The sequence below is a fragment of the uncultured Methanobrevibacter sp. genome, from assembly GCF_947169325.1.
GTDB lineage: Archaea > Methanobacteriota > Methanobacteria > Methanobacteriales > Methanobacteriaceae > Methanocatella.
This window is the reverse complement of sequence record NZ_CAMVPN010000142.1, coordinates 1-3,312: the sequence shown is the minus strand read 5'-3', so window position 1 is coordinate 3,312 and position 3,312 is coordinate 1. Positions and strand designations below refer to the sequence as shown.

Annotated in this window: 1 protein-coding gene; it reads left to right on the top strand. The window is 30.2% G+C overall.

Translation table 11 applies throughout. The features are described from left to right. Window positions 1-98: 98 nt before the first annotated feature. The gene (locus Q0W26_RS11890) at window positions 99-3,119 is read left to right on the top strand and encodes a leishmanolysin-related zinc metalloendopeptidase (protein ID WP_298525738.1); all 3,021 of its coding nucleotides are present in this window, start codon (window positions 99-101) and stop codon (window positions 3,117-3,119) included. The last annotated feature ends 193 nt before the right edge of the window (window positions 3,120-3,312 follow it).

Below are 3,312 nucleotides of genomic sequence, written 5' to 3'. Positions count from 1 at the left end.
TATTAAAAAAAGACATTCATAAAATTAATTAATAATATATTATGAAATAAATTAAAAAATAATTTTAAAAACAATAATTTTTAAATTTTTATTTTTATATGAAAAAAGTCCGTTTTACTAAAACATTTTTTTATCTTTTAGCTACCTTTATATCATTGCAAATTGCATTTTGCCAAAACTCTTATTATAGATTTAAATGCGACGTCGATTCTATTCCATTGGATACAGGAGATTTTAAACACACAATTGAAAGAAATTCTCCAAATGATAAACGTAAATTGGATGATGTCAAAGTTGAAGTGGATGAAGATGGCTTCAAAGACTTTAATATTTATGTCGATTTCGTAAACATTGAGAAAGGTATAGCTGAATATGGTTTAGAAAAAAATCGAAAAGTGTATTACAATTCCATAAATAAAGCTGTCGAAACAATTAAAAAATTATTGAAAGTAAAATATTTTAATGGCACATATTATTTAACCAATCAAACTATTCTCAACATGAACATAGAATCTTGGAACACCTCAATTTTCGGAGATGAAGCTACAGCAAAAGGAATAAGCCCACATACTTTAGGATACGATTTAGTAATTTTTGGAAGGATTCGACAATTGAGTGGAGGATTGATCGCAAGTGCAGTAGCCCAGTTATGGACTATTCCTGATGGACAACCAGTGGTAGGGACAGTATCTATAAATGCTGATATGGACTACTCATTAAAAAATTCAGAAGAAACTTTTGTAGCAACCATTCTTCATGAATTCACTCATATTTTAGGATTTCATGTTTATTTCTTTCAATATTATTTTCACAATATAGTCTTCAAACCAGATAGATACAACATAACTAGAGCTTATATAAATTCAACCAAAGCTGTTGCTGTGGCAAGAAAATATTTTAATTGCTCTGAAATTAATGAGATAGAATTGGAAGATTATGGAAGCTCTGCCACGGTAGGTTCTCATTGGGAAGCTCGTATTTTAACCGGTGAATTGATGAATGGAGTATTAAGTGAGTCTGAGTCAGTAATATCAGAATTTACTTTGGCAGTACTAGAAGATACTGGATGTTATAAAGCTAATTATTACACTGGAGGATTAATGAGATTCGGAAAAAATAAAGGCTGCGAATTTGTTTATGGAAAATGCGTAAATTCATCAACTTATAAACCCAATCCTGCTTTTGGTAATGAATTTTATGATTTTTCTGATAATATGAACAATCCATTTCCAATATCTGGATGCGCTAGTAGTCGTCTAGGGCGAGGCTATTTTTATTTATTGAACTATCCTGTCACTGATGAATTTAATTATTATTATCCTTATGCTAAAACTGGATATCCTCCCGCTGATTTTTGCCCTGTTAATTTTTATAGTCAATTTTCGGGTTCCACTGCCTACATGATCAGTTCGTGTTCTGAAGTTGGAAATGGAGATTATATTTACTCTATGTCAAGTGTTAATGGATCTGTAATTTCCAATAAAAGCGGAGATATATCTGATTATACCGGAGAAACAATTAGTAATACTTCCTTTTGCTTTATTAGTACTTTAGTTGCAAATGACACTGATTCAAAGATAATTGAATTTTTAAAAGATAAACCAAGAGGAGTTTGCTATCAAATACTTTGCTCTGAAAAAACTTTGACAGTAAAAATTTTTGATGATTATTTAGTATGTCCTAGGGCAGGGGGTACGGTGAAATTGGATGGTTATGAGGGGTACTTTTTATGTCCTGATTATAATATGATGTGCTCAGGGACAGTGATATGCAATGATCAATTCAATTGTGTCGATTTGAAGTCTCAACCAAAAAATGAATCATATATATACGATTATCAAAGTGTTACAACTCAACAAGTAAATGCATCGAATTTAATAATAGATAACACAACAAATTACGAATTAAGCGAAGACGGAATTTGCCCTTTGCATTGTTCTCATTGTAAAGCGAATAAAGTCTGCAAAAAATGCAGAGATGGTTTGGTCTTCCTTGGTAATTTCAGCACTGGAACTGTCGTATGCGCAGAAAAGGCAAATGTAACCGAGGGATATTACCAAGAAAATGGCATTTATTATAAATGTATGGATAATTGTGTACAATGTTCGAATAATAGAACCTGCGATGAATGTGATGAAAATTGCTCATATAATACCACTACAAGAACCTGTGTTAAAAATAAAAAATCTATAATAGTTCCACAAATAAGAACTATTGATGAATCTTTATATGTTTATATGGTAATTGATTACACCACAAGACAAACAGATAAATACTCAGTAAAAATTGATCGTACTGTAGTACAAAATAATCGTAATCTCAAAGAAAAGAGAAAACTCACAGAACAAACAATCGAATTATATCCTGATAAAGACTATTTGAGTTCTGGAACTCAAGTTGTCCAATTAAAAACAGATTTAGATGATGATGCTTCATCATCAAGTATAACTTTATTAGACGTAACACCTGCAGATGCTGGTGATACTAACTACGAAATTAAATTAAACAATAATTTGAATAATTTAGCCGCTGAAAATGATATTAAAAATGGGGGTACTGATTATTCTCAATTAGTTGGTAATAACAGTACTAGTATTACCTCAACTACCTATAATGTAGATTGGAGTGGCAGTCAGGATAATTGTGAATTTAGTATGACTGCTGATAAAGCTATAGATTTAGATGAGGCAAAAACTGTTGAATTAAATTTTGTAAACAAAGATGAAACCAAACAAATAACAGCCACTTGCCAATTGGATAAAAGTAATAATAAAAATATACCATGTACCTATGAAACAAACATTGATGGTGATTTTAAACTCAATAATTATGTTAAATATGATGAAAGCAAAAATTCAGTATTATCAATATTCCCTAATGATAATATTCAAAATAGTTATATGCCTTTAACTTGCGAGATTATTACTCATAGAAATGTCAAAAAAAGCAGCTCTATTTCAGGGGGGGCGATCGCTGGAATTGTCGTAGGTAGTGTTGCTGCTTTAGCTATTATTTGTGTCGTTTTTGGGATGATCAAAAAAGCTGAACGAGCCAGAATGGCTGCTATGGCCAATAGTCAAGGAAATAATTCTTATAACCAAATGATTAGAAACATTTAATAATAATTTATTTTGCTTTAAATAAAATTTTGTTTTTAATAAGCTAAAAATTTAACTTAATAATTGTTAATGTTAAAAATTTTTAATAATTATTTTTTTAATTAATAAAAATTATTAAATTATTTTATTTTTTTTAAAATAAAGCAGTTGGGGATTGGGGATTGGGGATTGGGGATTGGGGATTGGGGATTGG